Source organism: uncultured Methanobrevibacter sp., from assembly GCF_905235195.1.
Classification (GTDB): Archaea; Methanobacteriota; Methanobacteria; order Methanobacteriales; family Methanobacteriaceae; genus Methanarmilla.
Genome location: NZ_CAJOKH010000102.1, coordinates 1 through 3,327 on the forward strand (window position 1 = coordinate 1; position 3,327 = coordinate 3,327).

Genomic DNA, 3,327 nt, shown 5'->3' on the forward strand with positions numbered 1-3,327 from the left:
ATTTGAATGTATTTTTAGGAGCATTAATCATATTACTAGGATTTAACTCAAAAACAGCAATACAACAATTATCTGAGAACTAAAAAATTCAGGCCCCTATAAATGTTTTATAATTAAAAGATATTTTAACATATTTAATTCTCTCAAAATAAAAAAAAGGAAATATAATTAAATAATGAAGCAATTGTTTAGTTTCGTAAAATAAGGGTTTAAAGAATTAAATTAAACAGAACATAACCCATTAACATATAAATAGGAAACATCCCTCATATAAATAAAAGTGAGAAATTAGAAAAAAAACATTATAAAAAAACTTAAAAAGAATTAAAAATAAAATTATAATTATACAAAAAAAGGCGGAGGAATATGTTTTTTATGAACAATAAAAAAATTTTAATTGTATTATCAGTAATAGCACTAACACTCCTATTTATCGGAGCAGTCAGTGCAGCAGATAATACAACAACAGACACAGTTAAAATAAAAGAAAAAGAAAATAATAATGAAGAAACAATAAGTGAAACACAAATACAATCTACGAAAAGTAACGCAATATCCAATGTTAATACTAATAAAGATGTATCAAAATCTGATGAATCTAAGGCATTAAAAACAAACAATCCTAAAACTAAATCTGTTTCCAAACCTAAAAAAAATAAAGTCGTTTTGATGAATGTAAAATACCGTCCAAGTATGAAAAAATTTGGAAAATATATAATTAAAGCTAGATTGTATAAAGTGCCCTATTTCCAAAGATATACTAATTATCTTGATATTCACTTATATAAAAATGGTAAACATGTGAAAAGTAAAGATTATCTCTCAACATACAAATTTAAAGTGAATGGCAAATGGAAATGGTATCCTAGATGGAGACATGGAGGAGTTCCTATAGAAACTTTCCACAGATATGTTAATGATAATCCCATAATAAGGATTGCATTAAAAATAACTGTTAATGATGTTAATAATGTTAACAAAGTTAATAAAATTAATAATGTTAATAAAGTTAATACAGCAACTAAAAAACCAACTAAAACATTTGCAGGTAAAAAAGTATTCACTATTACTATCCCAGTACAGAAAATTAAAGAAGGAACTTTTTTTAAGATATATCGTTTGAAAACAGCTAAAGATAAGATATGCTGTGTATATAGTACAGTGAATAATGCTATGATGAAAAAAGGTATTAGTATAGATACACAGATTAGTCGTGGTTATTATGTCTCTCAAGCTAGATTAATTAAAGTTAAAATAGCTTTTAAAAACAGAGTTACTAATAAAATTCTATATAAATTCTACACTAAAACTAATAAAAGACATGATGCTATGAAACTAATCAAGGTACCTACAAAATACCTTCCACTCAGAGCAACAATCTGGTACTGCCACAAATAATCATAATTTTTTTCTTTTTTTCTATTTTTTTTAATTTAATTTTAATTCTTTAAATATTTATTTTATTAAACCAGAGTGTCCGCCAAAATAGAATTTTTTTAATAAAATCATTTTTTTAAATCAAAAAATAAGCATTTTAATAAATTTTTCAATATGAATTTTTGGCTTTTGGCGGACACTCACCATCTGAATAAAAAAATGAAAAAAAAAACAAAAACAACCTATTATGAAATACGAAAAACACAATAAGTTATAATAAAATATAGAACTTTTATACAATATAAATTTAATTCTTGAAACACATCTTTTACGAAACATAAAAATGATATTTAAGTTTAGTTTTCAGCTAAATACTCATCAATACTATTTTAAATTATTATCAATAAAACTCCGTTAACCGATCCAAATCACTAACACAACTTAATAAACCACATTCCTCAAATGCAATGTTTGGGTAATCAGGATAGTCATTCACATATCGATCATAATACCCGCATGAATCTATATATTCTATCTTCATATCTTCTAATCCTTGTTCACTGTTTATGTATCCTAATTTAGTAGGCATATCCCATGTACTATGCTCAAGATATAATTCTTTAATTCTTTTAATAAATTCTTCTTCAGTCATAGGATATTTAGATTCATCTATCTCTCTCATAATTAATCCCCCCATATTTTTTTATAGATTCTTATCTCTTTGTCTTTCAGCCACATCATATGCACTAAGTTCACCTTTGCGTTTCGTAAAATAAGGGTTTAAATAATTAAATTAAACAACAAATAATAATGGCCTTAGAACATTTAAGATTTAATTTTCTTTAATTCATTGCATACTTCTTTTTTATAGTCTTCTTTACTTATTCTAGCAGAGTAATGCATTATTCTGTGAATTTCATATTCATTGCCCAAATTATCATTTAAAATGTTATAGGAATCATTTCCAACTGCTATTAATATTGGTTTTTCATCTGATAAACAGCTTAATTCTTCCTTAAATGAATTAATATATTCATATATTTCATTAGGATTCTCTTTAAAATGACTGATTACATTTTTTGAATTTAATTCTGGAAATTCTTTAATAATGTCTGTAATGTAGCTTCCCCAAAATGGTGTGTTTATTAATGCAAATCTTAATTTAAAATCATTTTGGTATCGGTAACTACTATGAAAATTTTTCCAAGGTTTATCTTCTTGAACTCCGTGAGTGCCGGACCAGTTTAATGCTACAAATACATATTTGTCATTTAATTTATTGCAAATATTATCATCTTCAAAAATACTCATATCATCAGTATTTGATTTAGCTGATTCACCAGGTTCTCTCCATATTGTCCAACTAGAAACATGACCGTACTTTTCTTTTAAGTTATTATATCTTTCAAGGTCAATCATGAAAATCACAATTTAAATAATTCTAATAATTTTTAGTTTATGACTATTACTTAATAAATAAATTCATCACTATTACTTAATTTATGTTTCGTAAAATAAGGGTTTAAAGAATTAAATTAAACTCAAAAAGAAATTTTATAATTTGGATTCATCAATAGGAATAGGATTATTAGCATGACCAAAAAGATCAGGGAGACCTCCAATACTAATACAGTATTCTTTCCATTCGAAATATTTTTTAGAATCTTTCTGCCATAACTCTTTAATATATGCTTTTTGTTCTTCAGGGCTTTTCCTTTTCATTTTACGAATTTTATTAGTATTTCCAAAGTCGCCATATCCTTTACTTTCACGCAAACAACAACTCATAAAAATACCTCACAAAAATTTTAAAAATCATTATAACACTATATATTCTCTTAATTAATAAATATTTAGGGGCCTGAAATCTTCTGAATAAAATTCGGGCTGAAATCTCTTATTTTTTATATTTATCATATTCATTTATAATTGTTTGTAAAAATACAATTT

General features: G+C 25.0%; 4 protein-coding genes. 1 reads left to right on the forward strand and 3 read right to left on the reverse strand.

Going from position 1 to position 3,327, the window contains the following annotated elements:
• Window positions 1-375: 375 nt before the first annotated feature.
• A complete protein-coding gene (locus QZ146_RS08700; RefSeq protein ID WP_295723701.1) occupies window positions 376-1,398 on the forward strand; it encodes a hypothetical protein in 1,023 nt (340 codons plus the stop codon).
• 379 nt (window positions 1,399-1,777) lie between these two features.
• Here the strand turns inward: QZ146_RS08700 and QZ146_RS08705 are convergent, their stop codons facing one another.
• From QZ146_RS08705 to QZ146_RS08715, 3 genes are all read right to left on the reverse strand, one after another.
• Window positions 1,778-2,059, reverse strand: a complete 282-nt coding sequence (locus tag QZ146_RS08705; protein WP_295723705.1) for a hypothetical protein — start codon at window positions 2,057-2,059, stop codon at window positions 1,778-1,780.
• A gap of 143 nt (window positions 2,060-2,202) precedes the next feature.
• The gene (locus tag QZ146_RS08710; protein ID WP_295723708.1) at window positions 2,203-2,796 is read right to left on the reverse strand and encodes a hypothetical protein; all 594 of its coding nucleotides are present in this window, start codon (window positions 2,794-2,796) and stop codon (window positions 2,203-2,205) included.
• 135 nt (window positions 2,797-2,931) lie between these two features.
• On the reverse strand, window positions 2,932-3,165 hold the full coding sequence (locus QZ146_RS08715; protein ID WP_295723710.1) for a hypothetical protein: 234 nt from the start codon (window positions 3,163-3,165) through the stop codon (window positions 2,932-2,934).
• Between the last annotated feature and the right edge of the window lie 162 nt (window positions 3,166-3,327).